Source organism: Bacteroides sp. D22 (genome assembly GCF_000163675.1).
Lineage (GTDB): Bacteria > Bacteroidota > Bacteroidia > Bacteroidales > Bacteroidaceae > Bacteroides > Bacteroides xylanisolvens.
In genome coordinates this window covers 177,193-193,872 of the sequence record NZ_GG774798.1, presented here as the reverse complement: position 1 = coordinate 193,872, position 16,680 = coordinate 177,193, and the positions used below count along the sequence as shown (strand labels likewise).

The following is a 16,680-nucleotide window of genomic DNA, read 5'->3' as shown; positions in this document are numbered from 1 at the left end:
TCTTTTACTTTCTCCTCCTTCCGGTAATTTTAAGAGCTTTCTCATTGCCATTCTCTGCGGCCTTTTCGAACCATTCCATTGCAATTTCATCGTTTTCTTCCACGCCTTTGCCCGTCAGATAGGCATTTCCAAGTTCAAATTGCGCTTTGTCGCTATTTTTTTCAGCAGCTTTCAGCAGCCATTGCACCGCAGCTTCCGGATCAGGAGTACAACCTTCGCCATACATCATCATCTTACCGAGATAATAAGTCGCAGCAATATTTTCATTCCCTGCCGCATCCGTAAACCAGCGGTAAGCTTCGGCATAGTTCTGTTTCACACCTACTCCGTTGTAATAGCAAAGTCCGGTACGATACATACTCATCGTATTTCCATTATCCGCAGCCAGCGTATAATATTTAAAAGCTTCCGTTTCATTATCTTCCACTCCGATACCCATTTCATAACAGATACCCAATCCTTCGCTATACCACTCGTATTCGGCAGCTTTCTTGAAATAGGCAAAAGCCTTTTCCGATTCGTTCAGACTGTCATAATCATACAGGTAATACTCACCCATACGCAACATTGCCATTGGAATTTCGTTGGCCACAGCCTTCTCATACCATTCCATAGCCTTTTTATTGTCTTCCAGACAGGGACCGCAACCAAAGAAATAATAGTCTCCCATCTTAAACTGGGCATAACCATAGTCCTGTTCAGCAGCTTTCATCATATATTCCACAGCCTTTTGCGGATTTTCTTCCACGCCATTGCCATTTTCATAAGCCAGGCCCAGCTCTGTCAGACAACGGGACTCTTCCTTCTCCGCTCCTTTGCCGAACCATTCGAGTGCCTTATCCCAGTCTTCTGCCGTTCCGATTCCTTCTTTATAACAGCGTCCCAGAGCAAAGATCGCATCATTATCATCCGCTTCTGCCGCCTTTGTATACCAAGCGAACGCCTCTTCCGGTTTTGCTTCACCAAGAACACCTTTTTCCATATAAAGACCAGAACGGAACATCGCATAAGGATAACCCTGTCCGGCAGCCCTACTAATCAGTTCAAATGCCTTTTCATAGTTCTTCTCCACCCCATCGCCATTCTCATACAAGAACGCCAGTTCTACAAGAGCAAAGCAGGAACCCAGTTCGGCTGCTTTTTCATAACATTCTCTCGACTTATCAGCATCTTTTACACCGCTGTATCCATTAGCCCGGTAAAGCGCCATCCGACAATATCCGTCGGCATTGTTCAGCGAAGCTGCCTTTTCATAATACTCTAACGCCTTCACATAATCCGGTTGTTCAGACAAGAAGCCACGCTCATACATCCAGCCTAGACGATAAGCTGCATTTCCCGAACCCAGTTCAATAGCCTTCTCCAACAATTCTTTCGCACGATTCATGTCCTCTTCCACCAATTCACCGTTGAAATAGATATTAGCCAGTCCTTCTATACCTTGTATATAGTTATCTTCCACGCAACGGTTCAGACACATCAGTCCGCGTTCCACGTTCTTATATTCATCATTATACAGGTAGATCAGCGCCAGTTCATACGCACTGTAAGATTCACAATAAAGCATCCCCTTTTCCAGCCATTCAATAGCTTTCGGCATATCCAGCCATTCTTCTTCCTGATAATTATATCCCAGGAAGTTAGCGGCAGACCACACACCTGCATGCCAGGCTTTTTCCCAAAGTTCAAAGCCCAGTTCTTTCGGTTTATTCAGTTCCGGATAACGGAAATAAAGGGTAGCCAGATTTTTAAGACTATAAAGATTGGGAACTATCTCCAGAGACTTTTCGTAGTAAGCAGCTTCCTCTGCCACACTGCCTTCCGCCCTGTCGAGCGCGTCTCCCAGTGCTGCATATACATGAGCACGCAAACGTTCTCCTTCAGGCAGTTCGGCAAGCAGGTCATTCCGTATCTGCAACGCCTTCGCTTTATCTCCTGTAAATTCTTCGACAAAAGCACGATAATGTTTTCCCCATAAAATAGCTTCGGGAGAAGTGAGAGCGGCAAAACGTCGTTCGCCCTCTTCTTTATTTTGCTCGCAATAGAATCCCATGTATCGCCAATAGGCAACAGTTGCTTCCGCTTCAGCCCAACCCATATCGGCAGCCTTTTCGTAATACGGAAACAAATAACTCATATCCCGCTTTCCATAACGGGCTTCAGAATATTGCGCACCCTTCTGTGCCCATCCCGCACCGCTAAACACAGCTACACGGTCGCATACCTGCATTACCTTCTCCCACCAGAATTCATATTCTTCTGCGTTGAGATCGACCTCTACGTTACAGTCAAAAGCACTGAATATCAGTTCAAAAAAATCTTCTGTTAATTTCTCGTCTTCTTTTGTGTCCAAAGCATATTCACATACAGCCAATGCTTCCCACCAATTTTCCGCATTTAATAATGAGGCCGGTGTATACTGTGGAAACCATGCCCTTGCAGGCTGTCCGGACGCTTTTATTCTAGCGGATAACTCTCCAAATTTCTCTTTTAAAATTTTCATGATATAGACTTTACCTTAATTTTGTGTTATTAGTCAATAAAAAAAATCTCATAACGAGTGCAAGGTACTAATATTGACTGAATGAACAATAAAGAGTATCAAAAAAATAAAGTCTGATATACAATTTAGGCACAGATTATAATCCAAGAAGTTGTTGCAAACGTTGCACCGATGTTTCAATCTGCCAACGGTCTTCCAATTCGTCTGCATTAAAGATATATTGTGCCTGGTGATAAAAAGGTGCGCGTTTCTCAAGCGCCTGAACGATGAACGCTTTCAGTTCGTCATCCTCTTTCCCCTGAAGAATAGGGCGTTGCTGTTTAGCCACACGCAAGCGTCTGAACAGCACATCCGGATGCACATCGAGAAAAACCGTCTTTCCGGTCCGGTTCATAAATTCCATATTATCAAAAAAACAAGGCGCTCCACCTCCCGTCGAAATTACCACATTCTCAAACTCGGCTACTTCATGAAGCATATTCCGCTCCAGTTCCCTGAATCCTGTTTCGCCTCGTTCAGTGAATAATTCTCCAACGGTTTTGTGAAAACGCTCTTCGATATACCAGTCCAGATCAACGAACGGTATATTCATTTGCCGGGCAAATGCTTTACCCAACGTCGTTTTTCCGGCACCCATATAGCCGGTAAGAAAGATACGAACCATAAATGACTAATTTTGCTCACAAAATTAATCATTTAATGAAGAATGAAGAATGAAGAATGAAGAATTTTAGCCATTATGCCATCCAATTCTTCATTATTCATTCTTCATTCCCGATTTATTTAAAGATTCTCACCCGTTCTTCAAGCGGCTGAAATTCTTTTTCACCCGGTTTGCCAATAGGAAGTCCGAACGGCATTTCCGCAATCAGATGCCAATGTTCCGGCAAGTTCCATGCACGGCGCACTTCTTCATCAATCAACGGGTTATAGTGTTGCAGCGATGCTCCGAAACCTACATCCTCAAGCATCACCCAGATAGCCAGCTGGTGCATGGCAGAAGTCTGCAATGACCATCCCGGGAAGTTCTCCTGATAAGACGGGAAAGCCTCCTGAAGTCCTTTCACTACTTTTTGATCCTCAAAGAACAGTACAGTTCCGTAGCCACAGGCAAAGGAATGATCTATCTTCTCTTCTGTCTTTACAAAAGCTTCAGCCGGTACAATCTTCTTCAATGTATCTTTCACGATCTGCCACAGTTTCTTATGAGATTCTCCCAACAGGAGCACCACACGTGTAGTCTGTGAATTGAATGCTGACGGTACGTGACGCACGGTCATATTAACGATACATTCGATCTCCTGATCGGATATAGGTGACTGATTAGTAATTGAATAGTAAGTCCGACGTTGTTTCAAAGCTTCACTAAAAGATCTTTCCATCATAGTTCCTTTCTTATTTTATATTCTTAAAACTCTCTTTTTTTTATAACAAGTATCCCCCCTAACTTGTTCAGTTAGAGAATATATTTGTACCTTCGCAGCGTCAATTCATTGACTATCTAAATTTATCGTCAGAAAAATGGCAAAACAAAAATTTTATGTCGTATGGGAAGGCGTCACACCCGGGATTTACACTTCCTGGACAGACTGCCAGCTTCAAATCAAAGGATACGAAGCTGCCAAATACAAATCATTCGATACGCGCGAAGAAGCGGAACGCGCGCTGACAATGTCTCCATACGCTTATATCGGCAAAAACGCAAAGTCTAAATCAGGAGGTTCCAAACCTTCGTCAGATACTTTACCCTCTTGCGTGATCGACAACAGCCTGGCAGTCGACGCAGCCTGTAGCGGTAATCCGGGACCGATGGAGTATCGTGGAGTACACATTGCCAGCCGGCAGGAAATTTTTCATTTCGGCCCGATGAAAGGCACGAATAATATCGGCGAATTTCTAGCCATCGTACACGGGTTGGCGTTGTTGAAGAACAAAGGTTTCGACATGCCTATTTACAGTGATAGCGCCAATGCGATCAGCTGGGTACGGCAGAAGAAGTGCAAAACCAAGCTCCCCCGCACTCCGGAAACGGAAGAACTGTTTTTATTGATCGAACGGGCAGAAAAATGGTTGCGGGAAAATACATATACCACTCGTATCCTGAAATGGGAAACGAAAGAATGGGGAGAAATTCCGGCCGACTTCGGCAGAAAATAAAAGAACATAAATTTCAATCATAAGAAAAGATGAAAACATTGACTTCAAACAAAGCTTTCTGGCTGTTATTAGTCATTTGCGTAGTTACTATCCTGCCTTTCCTCGGCTTGTCGGAATACCACACGAAAGGTGAGCCTCGCGAAGCTATTGTTTCCTATTCCATGCTGGATAGCGGAAACTGGATCTTACCCAGAAACAACGGAGGAGAAATGGCTTATAAACCGCCTTTCTTCCATTGGAGCATCGCTGCTGTATCAGCAGTAGTGAACGGAGGGCAAGTCACAGAAATGACCTCCCGCCTGCCGTCCGCCATCGCCTTGATTGCCATGACTCTCTGCGGCTTTCTGTTCTTTGCCAAAAGAAAAGGAGTGCAACTGGCGTTATTGGCCGCCTTTATTACCCTGACTAATTTCGAATTACACCGGGCCGGAGCCAACTGCCGGGTGGACATGGTATTGACAGCGCTCACCGTTGGCGCTCTATATTGTCTCTACAGATGGTATGAGAAGGGGCTTAAAGGTATTCCCTGGCTGGCCATTCTCCTGATGAGTTGCGGAACACTGACTAAAGGACCGGTAGGTACTATCATTCCATGCTTAGTTGTAGGCATATTCTTGTTACTCCGGGGTGTCAACTTCTTCAAGGCATTCCTGCTACTTTCCGCCTGGGCTATCCTTTCTCTCATCCTGCCTATCTGCTGGTACGTAGCTGCTTACCAACAAGGTGGAGAAGAATTCATCGCATTAGTGATGGAGGAAAACCTCGGCCGCATGACCAATACTATGAGCTATAATTCATGCGTGAACCCCTGGCACTATAATTTCGTGACCTTGTTTGCCGGATATGTTCCCTGGACACTGTTAGTCGTACTTTCCCTGTTCAGCCTGACTTACCATAAATTCAATATCCAGCCTGCCGCTTGGTGGAAACGTTTCACTGCTTGGATAAAGAATATGGATCCGGTGGATTTATTCTCTTTCACCAGTATTGTCGTCATCTTCGTTTTCTACTGCATTCCGCAGAGCAAACGCAGCGTCTATCTGATGCCTATCTATCCTTTCATTGCTTATTTCCTTGCCAAATATCTATTTTATCTGGTCAAGAAGCAATCCAAAGTCATCAAAGTATATGGAAGTATTCTTGCGGTAATCAGCCTGTTGCTGTTCACTTGCTTCATTGTATTAAAATGCGGGCTCATCCCTGAAACAATCTTCCACGGCCGTCACGCACAGGACAACATTAATTTCATGCGCGCCATACAGAATATCAGCGGTGCAGGAGCCTTGTTGCTGATTGCCGTTCCTACCGTCCTCGGTATCTACTGGTGGTTCTATCAACGGAAACATGCATTGAGCAACCGCTTCCTGTATGCCCTCGTCGTGCTTACCATGGGATTATACCTTGCATTGGACGGTGCTTATCAGCCGGCAGCATTAAATTCGAAATCCGTCAAATTCGTCGCTGCAGAGATCGAAAAGATTGCGCCGGAAAGCGAAGGGACTATGTACGAATTCATTGAAGAAAGTCTGCATGCAGCAGGTGACCCTGTACATTACTTCGAGATTAATTTCTACCTGCATAACCGTCTCGACAACTTCTACCAAAAACGTCCTGCCAAAGGTTTCTTGTTGATCGGCACCAATGACGCAGAGAAATATCTTCCTGAATTTGAGAAAGAGGGGTATCAGTTCGAACAGGTTTACGAATCTCCTAAACGAGTGCTCCGGCAAATAGCCAAAGTATACAAGTTCGTTAAAAACGAACAGCCTGAAAAAACCGAAACTACTCCTATTGTTGAGTAAAAGGGACAGAATTTACCGTTTTTCCATGCTTCACAAGGAACTCTGCCGATTGGAGCATGGAAAAACTATATTCTTTTAAAGGCAAAAAGCGATCATCCATCGGAACGGCTTTCAATTTGCCATTGTCTATATGATAAGTAAATTCCTGCTGCGTCTCGTAATTATAAAGATACAATAACGTATCATTGCGTCCCACAATCATATTGTCGGCAGTATAAAACATACAGGGACGTTCTTCTTTCAGCAAATCCACTCCAAAATTATTCTGTAGATAATCAATATTCAACAGCCCCAATATCGTAGGCTGTATATCTACCTGACCTCCAAAAGTGTTTTTCTCTTCCGGATGAATACGGCTGGAGTAAATCATCAGTGGAATATGATTATAAGATTCCGGTAGTTCACATTCGGCGTCTCCCACCAGTTTGCCATGATCTCCTTCCAATACGAATATCGTATTATCAAACCAGGGTTGTTTACGCGCCTCTTCAAAGAACTGACGCAAAGCCCAATCCGCATACTCAACGATCTGCATCTCCGGTTCACTTGTTTTCGGATGGAAGAAAGGAGGTATCACATACGGCGGATGATTACTGATGGACAGTAAAGTAGCAAAAAACGGTTGTCCGGTGGCAGCCCGCTGATTCAATACCGGAATTGCATAGTCATACAAGAAATCATCCTGCACTCCAAAGCTATTCACAACCTTATCAGCCGGATAGTCTTCTTGTGAAAACACTTCATCATAGCCGTTCGTCCGGAAGAAAGCGTTCATATTATCATACTGCCCTTCATGCGTCATAAAGAAAAAGTTGTAATAGCCGTTTTCTTTCAGTACGGTAGGCAGTCCCGAATAGCGGGGAATGACAGAGCCTTTCATCAGGTTCCGTTTCATCATAGCCGGAAAAGAATACAAGGTGGCATACAAACCATGATTCGTATGGATTCCTGCCGAATAGAAATTACGGAAGCTAATAGAACGGGTATACAGACTATCCAGGAAAGGAGTCAGCGTTTCTGATTGCCCGAAATGCTTCATCAGTTTACTGGACATGGATTCCATCATAATCAAGACGACATTAGGACGGCGTTGTTGCACGCTATCCGCTTTTGCAGCATGCCTGTAGACAGCCAACGGGGAAACATTCGCATCTCCCTGACGGTTGAGCAGAGCTTGCGCCTTAGTTATGGCTTCCTGCTCATCCATCAGATGCAAGTATTTATTTTCAGGACGCATATCATCCATCACACTCGTCAACAGATTAAAAGTCGGACTTACTCCCAATTGATTCAGAAAAGCATCCTGACAGAAATATGCCGCACTCACTTTGATCGGATTATAACCTGTACGCCCCCGAATTCCAAAGATGCAGAGGCCGATCAGACAAGCTCCGACCAGAACCACAACTCCTCTCTTCCAAAATGGGAACGAAGCGGAAATAGTAAGGCTACGACGATGGAAATAACGCGACAGACAGACAAGCCATACTATGAACCCGGCCAAGAAGAGCAGGAATAATCCGATGGACAAGTAATAGGCACTTTCTCCCAATATCATTCCGGCGGTAGTTCCTGCATAACCGAACCATTCGAATATAGAAGAATTGATATGCTTAAAGAAATAGGCAAAGTAGGGTATGTCCGACGCACTGATTAAATAGACCAGCCCATAAAACACACTGAAAAAGATCGTGAAGAAACGGAACAATGCTTTCCCATAATAGTTGCAGACTCCACACACCACCGCAACTGCCAGCGGCAACAGAAGTATGTAGCAACCAATCACATTATCAAACCAGACACCATGTACAAAAGCAAGCATTGAAAGGCTCTTATCCGACAAGGCTTCAGAAGTCAATTGATGATAGGATGAGATAAAAAGTACCAGGCGAAACAGTCCTGCGATCAGCAAAGCCGAAATATGTATCGAAAGTATATATACAATAAGATTTAGAAAACGTTTCATAATAGCCTTTTCTTTTTATGAATTAAATGAAAGAGATTTAATAAAATTATTTTCTCCCTTTGTAGATATAAACGAAATGAAGAATTAGGAAATTGATAGGTACTACAATTATCATCACCAGTATCGGCGCCAGAAGTTCGCCTGCCCCTATCCAAAGAAAGAGATTCAACAAACCAATCTCAAGCAGATAATTAATCAGATGGCTAAAGCCAAACCCAACCGCATTGCGAGACGAGGGCTTGGAACGAAAAGTAAAAAAGGTAGTGAGGAAATAATTGCAAATAAATCCGACGGCATAACCTGCCGTAAAAGAGATATTGGCGTTTGCAACCAGTAAAACCAGACAATACACTCCGTAATGAATAGCCGAGGATACAGTGCCGACAACTCCGAAACGAACGAATTGCCAGAACTTATCCCGCCAGTCCGGATGCCTGTCAAATATAGCTTTACTTATCTTGGTCATCGTATAGTACTTCTTCCACATTATAGAGCGGACGACGTTTTACTTCTTTATAGATTTTCCCAATATACAACCCGACAGCTCCTATTGACATTAGAACAATTCCACCGACAAACCAGACAGACAACATCAAAGACGCCCAGCCATGCTCTGCCGTACCCGAAATTAAAGAGTACAATACATAAATTCCGATCAGTATACTGATAAAAACAAATATAATTCCCAGATAAACAATACCGTAAATAGGCTTCACCGAGAAAGAGGTTATTCCGTCCAAGGCCAGGCTGAACATCTTTCTTACTGTATATTTGGAGGTTCCGGCTGTCCGTTCCCGGATTACGTCATCTACCGTAGTAGAAGGAAAACCCAGCAATGGGATAATACCACGCAAATAGACATTACGTTCTTGATAATGAGACAGCTGTTCCAGTACTCTCCTACTCAAAAAACGGAAATCCGCATGATTGTAGATTGTCTCTACTCCCATCCGGTGCTGTAATTTATAAAAAGCGGTTGCGGAAAGACGTTTCAGCATCGGATCTGCCTGGCGGGATACTTTCACCCCGTATACGACATCATATCCTTGTGTATAAGCATCGATCATCTCCTCAATCGCATTCAGATCATCCTGCAAATCGGCATCAATGGTAATAACGGCATCGCTCCAATCTTTAGCGGTCATCATACCGGCCATGATAGCATACTGATGTCCCACGTTGCGAGCCAGGTTCATTCCTTTTATATATGGATTCGTCCGGTGCAGTTGTTTAATAATGCTCCATGTACGATCTTTACTGCCATCATTCACAAAGAGCACAAAACTGTCGGCGCTGATCTTTTTTTTCGCCACCAAGTCATCAAACAAAGCTGTCAAACGGGTGGTTGACTCTTCCAACACTTCCTCCTCATTATAACAGGGGGATACAATAGCCAATTTAATCATTTTTCGTCCGGTTTATTTAGTTCAGCCAGTTTTATCTGCGCAAACTCCGAGTAAGTCATAAAAGGATAGCCTTTTTCTTTCAGGTTGCGGATAAGCATATCCAAACGTTCCTCCATTCCTTTGCCGGAATGGTTGCGGATGATAAAAGGCATTTTAAATTCAGGGTGTTCACCCAACGGATAGAACTCCCACGGGTGGAAATAGGTCACAAAATATCCGTCATGTTTCAACACCCGGTTTACCAGGCTTTGATAAAGCCACATCGGCAGATTATGACAAGACAACCAAAATAGTGGGAAACGAATCCATGGAGTTACAGAAGCCGGGATCTGAAGTAGTTTACCTGTCATAAAGCAGGTACGCGGCTCTGATAAATGCATATATCTTCCGGGGATAAATGCGGGATTCAATGAGGAGTTGTACACATACCCCATTCGTTCAAGTTCCGTATCTGATACGGGAAACATACGCGGTTGGCGATAGCCTTCTATCGTTCTGCCGGTAAGACGTTCCAGAATTTCTTTTGAACGGCTGACATCTGAAGCCTGCGGCTGCCAATGGTCACATCCATGCGCAGCCACTTCATGTCCTTCGTCCATAATGCGCCGCATCACCTCCGGCGCATTTTCTGCAAAATTGCTTGTACAGAAGAAGGTAGCTTTCACCCCGTTTTTTTTCAGGCAGTCCAGTATCCGGTTCGTACCATAGACTGATACTTTCATCGCTTCATCCAACGGAAAGTCTACGCCATGTTCACGAGGTACATCAAATTCTTCTGTATCAAAACTTAATAATATCATTGCATTATCAAAAAATTACAATTGCCGCATTACAGTTGTTGCATATCATGCAGGCGTTTGTAATAGCCGTTTAATTCTATAAGTTCCTCATGCTTACCACGTTCTACAATCTCTCCTTCATACAACACGCAGATTTCATCTGCATTCTTAATAGTAGAAAGACGGTGGGCAATAGCAATCGTTGTACGTGTTTTCATCAAACGTTCCAACGCTTCCTGCACGAGACGTTCTGATTCGGTATCCAATGCAGAAGTAGCTTCATCGAGAATCAGAATCGGAGGGTTCTTCAGGATGGCACGGGCGATACTGATACGCTGGCGCTGACCACCGGACAATTTTCCACCACGGTCACCGATATTCATGTTATATCCTTCCGGTTTCTCCATGATGAAATCATGTGCATTGGCAATCTTTGCTGCCTCTACCACTTGTTCCATTGTCGCATTCTCCACACCAAAAGCAATGTTATTGAAGAATGTATCATTGAACAAAATAGCTTCCTGGTTTACATTACCAATCAGACTACGCAAATCAGCAATACGCACGTCGCGGATGCTCGTTCCGTCAATGGTAATATCACCTTCCTGTACATCATGGTAACGTGGCAACAAATCGACTAAGGTAGATTTACCGGAACCCGATTGCCCAACCAGTGCAATCGTTTTTCCTTTGGGAACTGTCAAATTTACATGTTTCAATACCTCTCTCTTACCATCGTAGCTGAAAGAGATATCTTTAAATTCAATCTTGTCATTCAAACCTTTCAACGGTTTCGGATTCGGAATCTCCTTTATCTTATTCTCTGCTTTCAGGATTTTATCAACACGTTCCATAGAAGCCAAACCTTTCGGAATGTTGTATCCTGCTTTAGCAAAGTCTTTCAACGGATTGATTACACTATACAGGATAACCATATAGAAGATGAATGTAGGAGCATCGATGGTTGCATTCTGTCCCAAAATCAATGTACCACCAAACCACAGTACGGCTACAATCAGAATGGTTCCCAAAAACTCACTCATCGGATGTGCTAATGCCTGACGTATAGCAACTTTATTCGAAGCATCACGCAATTCATTACTACATTTGGTAAAACGATTAATCATCTTATCTTCTGCAATAAAAGCTTTGATAATACGCAATCCACCCAATGTTTCTTCCAATTGCGACATCGTATCACTCCATTTTGACTGTGCCTCCAATGACTGGCGTTTCAGTTTTCTTCCGACCGCTCCCATCAGCCAACCCATTCCCGGCAATACAACGATGGTAAAAAGGGTCAACTGCCAACTCGTTATAACCAAAGTGATAAAATAAAGAAGAATCAGAATCGGACTCTTCATCAACATATCCAACGAACTAGTAATGGAGTTTTCAACCTCTCCCACGTCACCACTCATACGAGCTATGATATCTCCCTTTCTTTCTTCAGAGAAAAAAGACATTGGCAAGCGCATTACTTTTGCATATACCATAATACGGATATCACGTACCACTCCCGTACGCAATGGAATCATTACAGCTGAAGAAGCAAAGTAACAACCGGTTTTAAACAATGTCATTATCATCAGGAACAATCCTAAAAAGATAAGGGCTATAGTAGGACCATTATCCATTATCATTTGAGATATGTAATAATAGAAGTTATTCTTGGCAACATCTGCTAAATCACCACTACCCCATTCCATAAAATGGTATACTTTATCCGCTCCTTCTGTTTTAAACAGAATACTCAAAATAGGAATCAGGAAAGTAAATGAAAATACGTTGAATACAGCAGACAAAATATTCAGCAAAATAGCCCAGCCGATATACTTCTTATAAGGCGACACGAAACGTCGCATTAGTTGTAGAAATTCCTTCATTATTTACCATTAAAAAAGTTAAGACCGCAAAGATACAATAAAACTGATTAACAGGCAGTAGTTTCAGCTAATTATTAACGCGATTTATCGAAAAGCACGTTTCAACAAACAAAAAACGACTCAATAATTCTCTTTCAACCAAATACCCAAAAAACGATCATATATTTGATACACTCCCTTTTCCTGGGTCACAAAATCCTTTTCCAGTAACCCTTTCAATGCTGCCTGCACAGAACTGGCTGAAGCCAGTCTGTATTTCTTTATGAAAGCACCGGAAGTAATAGCTTTCGCTTTTCCCTCTTTAGTGATAGCAATCAGTAACTCCTTTTGCTTTTCCGGCAAACGAAAAAGGATTTCCGAATAAGTATATCTGAATGAATCAATAATCTGCCGAATAGCCTCTGACACCATTTCCACTTTACAGACTCCGTGCTCCGGGGTCATATCATAAAGTGTATTCAATACTTTTTGTATATACCATGTGACTCCTTCAAACTGTTGATAAACTGTGGTAACAGCACTTTCTTCCATTTCTTTGCCTGCACGTTTGAAATGCATACATGCAAAACGCATGTATTCTTCTAAAGGAATACTTTCCAAATGCATCATTGACACACTTTGATAAAAAGGTCTGGAAGGCGTCAAAAACATATTCCCCATCACATGCCGCTGGCTCCCGGCAAAAATGAAACGCGCATTATTACAATGCTGCACATAAGTCCGGAGAGTAGCCTCTACATTTTTCTCTGCATATCCGGTAATCTGCTGAAATTCATCAATGGCAATCAAACAAGGCTTATCCGCTTGCTCTAAATACCGGAAGATTTCATCGAGCGTAGTAGCCGGAGCTTGTATATCTCCTAATCCCAAATTCAAAGAAGGCATACCATTCACATCAAAAGAGATACTGGCCTGCAAAGATTTCACACATTCCCAAAAACCATGCAAAGCTTTCTTCCCTATAGGTTTCAGTACTTCCAAAATCTCTTTACTAAGTGCAAATACCAAGTCGCGCAATGACCGGCTGTCATATATATCAATAAAGAAAGTGTAATAGTCCTGCTTAATTTCAGGAAACTGAAAGCAATGACGGATCAGCCCCGTCTTTCCCATTCGTCGGGTAGAGACAAGAGCCAGGTTATTCCCATTCATCACTTCGCGTACCAACTGTTCGCTTTCCTGCTGACGGTCACAAAAATAATCAGCAGACACATATCCACTTGTTATAAAAGGATTTCTTATCATAGCCTTCATATATCTCACGTTATTACGCAAAGATAATTATTATAAAATAATAAAATGCACATCTCATGCATTATTTCATCATCACCCTTACCCAACAGCCACCACATGATAATAAACTCCGCGTGTTTTCCTGAATGACTTTACTCCCAGCCTCTGCAAAATACGCCCGAAATAATTAACCTGTCCGGAAGAAATCTTCATTTTACTTGCCTTTTGTATCCGCTGAAGTATATCTGCAGCAAGTAACCATTCTCCCTCTTCTTCCTCTTCCGCTACCCGGTAATACACCTGGAACAACTGCTCGATTGCCGGCGACTGCTCAAACTCCCGGTTCGCCTCCGTCATAATAGCCTCTTCCTTCTCATCAAACCAGTAGCGTTCATTACTGCGCAGCAGTGCCATTGCCTGTGCATACAATTGCTCATAATCAATAGGACGGACCACATCAATCACTCCAGTCACCTCAACACCGATAAAACGGCGACTACCGGAAGTATCCGTCAGCAAATCTTTATGATTACTCGTTCCTATAAAAGAGGCATACCGACGCAATTCCTCCACAGCCGAAGCATTCGGACGTCGTGTGTTGACAACGGGCTTTTGCAGAATATGCTTGAGGAAAGACTGCTGATTGATGCCAATCTGATCGAACTCATCCATATTAATCAATAAAAAGCGATTCAAGTATAACTCGGCATCCCGCTTCCGGCTGAAATCAATGCTATCCGTATAATAAGCCTGCAAGCATGGAGGCAAAATCAACCGGCAGAATGTAGACTTACGATAAGCCTGTGGACCTATCAATATAGGGGAAGTGCTATTTGCATGATTCTTTCCCATTCCACGCCAATGCGCTATCATACTAAGAAACCAACGACGAAACAATTGCGCCCAATGAGGATGATCGCAAGGAACTCGTTTGGCAAGATCGCCGATGTGATCCTTACCATCCCAATGAGGAAGGTCATAAAGAAATTCCTCGATAGGCTGATAAACCGGCACATGATCCGAATTCAGGTAACGTACCACGTCTTTATCCCACAGCTTAAGCCCTTCATAATGTGCATTCATTGCAATACTTGCCATCAACCGTTTATCCACCGGATGAAAATAAAAATTAAAGCTGTTCCGTTCACGACATTCCACTTGTGATGTCAACTGGTTGAAACGAAAATCATAACGCCGTTTCATAAACTCATCCATCTGCATGACAAATAATTGTTCCGGCAACAGACTACTTTTACTCGCAAATCCCTCACAAGTGCGGTATACATTTCGCACGGTTCCCCGAACCAATGTATCGTCCTTCGGCAAGCGATAATGAGCGCGAGACCATCGCACTGTATCTTCCTCTGGAATACCGGCACGGAAACAATGTCCTGCTAGATTAATCAACAGCGATTGTTTGTCTCCTTCCGGTTGATAATCAGTCTCTTCATCCAACGCACGTGCAAAAGCAGCTTCGAAAAGGACAGAAAGCGCATTACACTTTTCATATCCCGGCGCAAGCCGTTGTAACGGTGAAGTTTCCGTTTGCACCCGTTCGCGATAAGTCACCTCACCCGGCATAGCGGCAGGCTGCTTCATATAAATAGGCATTGCTTCGGGATTAAAATACAAGTGCGGGTCAAAAGTTAAACGACAATATTGCTCCAACGAAGGTACTTTCAGCTCGATATCATAAGGAAGTTGTGGCTGATAAAATTTCACTGCCAACCGATAGGCATGCGCATGAAAAAGCTCCGCTTCTTCACTAGTTGTCGGCAAACGATCATTGGGATAAGTAAAGCGTACCCATACTTTCACGGACTTTCCGGAAGAACCGGTGAAAGCTAAGTAAGTCTGCGGAAGCTCCTTTACCCGTTCTTTCACTTCATCCGCTTCCATACGTCCGGACAAGTTGTTGACCTGAATCATCACAATTCCATTGTATTCACTCATCGTCGTTATGCCGCCTTTGCGAAAAAAGGCGGCTGCAGGTATCAGCTTCGGCACTTTCTGTACATAGTCATTTTTATCACCCGGAAGCATAAAAGGCAGGACTTCTCTCATTTTTGAGACAGGCTGTGTTTTGGTTTCCACTTTCATTTGCTCCACGAGCTGTTCAATTCTTAACGTACGCATAGTGTTCACCTTGCCATCGTCTCTTACCAGTGTTATTCTCATTACTTTATTTATTTGTCCTGCATGTGTTTTGTAGGGCGATTATTACGACACAAATATACTGTAAATATTCCACACAAACAACTTTTCAGAGAATACTTATTTCATCTTTCTACTAGAAAGATTTTTCAATTCTATTTCTCATGTTCTCATAGATTTCAGATAAAGCACATATAATCAAAGAAGTACATTATGAGAAACGTTTTTAAAACAGGTGTTTCTCATACTATCCTCATCGATTTTCTTCAAAAAGCCGCTATTTCTCATACTCTATCAGGGTATTTCTCATAGTCAGACACAACTATTCTCCTGTTTATCCGCCAAGCTTATCTTAGAAAACAGCTAGCTATTTCTTTCATGAAAACAACTAGTTAATTACTTGTTTTTCACCTAATAATGTCGTATCTTTGAAAGAGCATCCCAATCGTTCCACTGGAGTGCACAGGCCTGTTCACTACAGTAAAAAGTTCTGTCTACTAGAGTGAAAAGAACCGTTCACTGTAGTGGAACAATCAGGATGGCGGTTGAATACAGGGTCGACGCATTATATTTTTTACTATCTTACAACTTGTATTTTATTTTTATATTATTGACTATTAGTGTATTATCTATTGTATATGTCGATTATTTTCCTTATCTTTATAAGATATTATAAAACATAAACTAACATGAAAATTGGCATAATTGACCTTTGTAAACAAATAGAAGATCCTAGGATGAACCGCAAAAAAGTACATAAAATGGAAACTATTATCTATATATCCATTGCTGCT

Annotated in this window: 12 protein-coding genes; 2 read left to right on the top strand and 10 right to left on the bottom strand. The window is 42.7% G+C overall.

The annotated features are described in order from the left end of the window. Positions 1 to 4: 4 nt before the first annotated feature. The 3 genes from HMPREF0106_RS19525 to HMPREF0106_RS19535 form a co-directional block, all read right to left on the bottom strand. Positions 5 to 2,503 (bottom strand): tetratricopeptide repeat protein, encoded by a 2,499-nt coding sequence (locus HMPREF0106_RS19525; protein WP_009039147.1) that lies wholly within the window; start codon positions 2,501 to 2,503, stop codon positions 5 to 7. Positions 2,504 to 2,639: 136 nt separating this feature from the next. Further along, on the bottom strand, positions 2,640 to 3,167 hold the full coding sequence (locus HMPREF0106_RS19530; protein ID WP_009039146.1) for a shikimate kinase: 528 nt from the start codon (positions 3,165 to 3,167) through the stop codon (positions 2,640 to 2,642). Between the two features lie 115 nt (positions 3,168 to 3,282). After that, a complete protein-coding gene (locus HMPREF0106_RS19535; RefSeq protein WP_009039145.1) occupies positions 3,283 to 3,885 on the bottom strand; it encodes a nitroreductase family protein in 603 nt (200 codons plus the stop codon). Between the two features lie 139 nt (positions 3,886 to 4,024). On the opposite strand from HMPREF0106_RS19535, the gene HMPREF0106_RS19540 reads away from it, so the two are divergent. Beyond that, positions 4,025 to 4,660: a viroplasmin family protein gene (locus tag HMPREF0106_RS19540; RefSeq protein WP_008024073.1), complete on the top strand. Its 636-nt coding sequence runs from the start codon at positions 4,025 to 4,027 to the stop codon at positions 4,658 to 4,660. A gap of 29 nt (positions 4,661 to 4,689) precedes the next feature. Then, positions 4,690 to 6,462, top strand: a complete 1,773-nt coding sequence (locus tag HMPREF0106_RS19545; RefSeq protein WP_009039144.1) for an ArnT family glycosyltransferase — start codon at positions 4,690 to 4,692, stop codon at positions 6,460 to 6,462. On the opposite strand, the gene HMPREF0106_RS19550 is transcribed toward HMPREF0106_RS19545, so the two are convergent. From HMPREF0106_RS19550 to HMPREF0106_RS19580, 7 genes are all read right to left on the bottom strand, one after another. Continuing rightward, on the bottom strand, positions 6,449 to 8,428 hold the full coding sequence (locus HMPREF0106_RS19550) for an LTA synthase family protein (protein WP_009039143.1): 1,980 nt from the start codon (positions 8,426 to 8,428) through the stop codon (positions 6,449 to 6,451). The two genes, HMPREF0106_RS19545 and HMPREF0106_RS19550, sit on opposite strands and share 14 nt — an antisense overlap. Before the next feature lie 46 nt (positions 8,429 to 8,474). Further along, positions 8,475 to 8,894, bottom strand: a complete 420-nt coding sequence (locus HMPREF0106_RS19555) for a GtrA family protein (protein WP_004314482.1) — start codon at positions 8,892 to 8,894, stop codon at positions 8,475 to 8,477. Continuing rightward, entirely contained in the window at positions 8,878 to 9,834 is a 957-nt protein-coding gene (locus HMPREF0106_RS19560) for a glycosyltransferase family 2 protein (protein ID WP_004314479.1), read from the bottom strand. The genes HMPREF0106_RS19555 and HMPREF0106_RS19560 overlap by 17 nt, the downstream gene beginning before the upstream one ends. After that, positions 9,831 to 10,634: a polysaccharide deacetylase family protein gene (locus HMPREF0106_RS19565; protein ID WP_004314478.1), complete on the bottom strand. Its 804-nt coding sequence runs from the start codon at positions 10,632 to 10,634 to the stop codon at positions 9,831 to 9,833. Before HMPREF0106_RS19565 ends, HMPREF0106_RS19560 begins: the two co-directional genes overlap by 4 nt. Positions 10,635 to 10,663: 29 nt before the next feature. After that, the gene (locus tag HMPREF0106_RS19570; RefSeq protein ID WP_008024069.1) at positions 10,664 to 12,499 is read right to left on the bottom strand and encodes an ABC transporter ATP-binding protein; all 1,836 of its coding nucleotides are present in this window, start codon (positions 12,497 to 12,499) and stop codon (positions 10,664 to 10,666) included. 120 nt (positions 12,500 to 12,619) lie between these two features. Continuing rightward, the gene (locus HMPREF0106_RS19575; protein ID WP_008642709.1) at positions 12,620 to 13,753 is read right to left on the bottom strand and encodes an AAA family ATPase; all 1,134 of its coding nucleotides are present in this window, start codon (positions 13,751 to 13,753) and stop codon (positions 12,620 to 12,622) included. Positions 13,754 to 13,831: 78 nt separating this feature from the next. Then, complete coding sequence (locus HMPREF0106_RS19580; protein ID WP_009039142.1) at positions 13,832 to 15,910, bottom strand: BT4734/BF3469 family protein; 2,079 nt, start codon at positions 15,908 to 15,910, stop codon at positions 13,832 to 13,834. Between the last annotated feature and the right edge of the window lie 770 nt (positions 15,911 to 16,680).

Bases quoted from the DNA above. Each gene is read 5' to 3' on its own strand.
- HMPREF0106_RS19530 (WP_009039146.1), bottom strand. From the start codon at position 3,167: ATGGTTCGTATCTTTCTTACCGGCTATATGGGTGCCGGAAAAACGACG.
- HMPREF0106_RS19540 (WP_008024073.1), top strand. From the start codon at position 4,025: ATGGCAAAACAAAAATTTTATGTCGTATGGGAAGGCGTCACACCCGGG.
- HMPREF0106_RS19545 (WP_009039144.1), top strand. From the start codon at position 4,690: ATGAAAACATTGACTTCAAACAAAGCTTTCTGGCTGTTATTAGTCATT.
- HMPREF0106_RS19555 (WP_004314482.1), bottom strand. From the start codon at position 8,894: ATGACCAAGATAAGTAAAGCTATATTTGACAGGCATCCGGACTGGCGG.
- HMPREF0106_RS19550 (WP_009039143.1), bottom strand. From the start codon at position 8,428: ATGAAACGTTTTCTAAATCTTATTGTATATATACTTTCGATACATATT.
- HMPREF0106_RS19575 (WP_008642709.1), bottom strand. From the start codon at position 13,753: ATGAAGGCTATGATAAGAAATCCTTTTATAACAAGTGGATATGTGTCT.
- HMPREF0106_RS19570 (WP_008024069.1), bottom strand. From the start codon at position 12,499: ATGAAGGAATTTCTACAACTAATGCGACGTTTCGTGTCGCCTTATAAG.
- HMPREF0106_RS19535 (WP_009039145.1), bottom strand. From the start codon at position 3,885: ATGGAAAGATCTTTTAGTGAAGCTTTGAAACAACGTCGGACTTACTAT.
- HMPREF0106_RS19560 (WP_004314479.1), bottom strand. From the start codon at position 9,834: ATGATTAAATTGGCTATTGTATCCCCCTGTTATAATGAGGAGGAAGTG.
- HMPREF0106_RS19525 (WP_009039147.1), bottom strand. From the start codon at position 2,503: ATGAAAATTTTAAAAGAGAAATTTGGAGAGTTATCCGCTAGAATAAAA.
- HMPREF0106_RS19565 (WP_004314478.1), bottom strand. From the start codon at position 10,634: ATGATATTATTAAGTTTTGATACAGAAGAATTTGATGTACCTCGTGAA.
- HMPREF0106_RS19580 (WP_009039142.1), bottom strand. From the start codon at position 15,910: ATGAGAATAACACTGGTAAGAGACGATGGCAAGGTGAACACTATGCGT.